This window comes from Priestia sp. SIMBA_032 (genome assembly GCF_046535215.1).
Taxonomy (GTDB): Bacteria; Bacillota; Bacilli; order Bacillales; family Bacillaceae_H; genus Priestia; species Priestia aryabhattai.
Window position 1 is genome coordinate 1 of sequence record NZ_JAWRXD010000108.1, and the last position, 504, is coordinate 504.

General features: G+C 31.9%; 2 pseudogenes. Both read left to right on the forward strand.

The annotated features are described in order from the left end of the window. Positions 1 to 104, forward strand: a pseudogene (locus SB717_RS33530) (ABC transporter permease); the annotation flags it as partial. Next, positions 105 to 504: pseudogene (locus SB717_RS33535) on the forward strand (sensor histidine kinase); the annotation flags it as partial.

Genomic DNA, 504 nt, shown 5'->3' on the forward strand with positions numbered 1-504 from the left:
CTGGAAAATCAATTGGATGGGAAAATATCGCGGTATTAGGAGGTTATTTCCTTATATTTGTTGTAGTATCAATATATATAAGAAAAAGACAGGAAGCGGTATAAATGATAGAGAAGAAGAGGATTGAGATTTTTCCGAAACATATGGGATTTTTTCCATACATGTGGTTTGTTTATCTATTATTTCCAATTTATCACTTAGCACAAGCATCAGGATGGAAGCTTGTGCTAGGAAGCAGTATGTTGATACTTTTTATTATCACATACCGTCAGCTATATTTTGTTCAGAAGACGTTTATTTTATGGGCATGCATTCAAATGATACTCATCTTTTTATTTGCTTTATTTTATAATCCTTTTATGATATTCTTTGGCTTTTTCACAGCAAGTGCGATGGGATTTGCGCCAAATAAGAAAGTATTTCGAGTGCTGTTATGTTCGTTAGTTATAATGCTTGGAGCATTTTTATTTGTAAATATGAATCAACTAACAACTACAAGTTTAG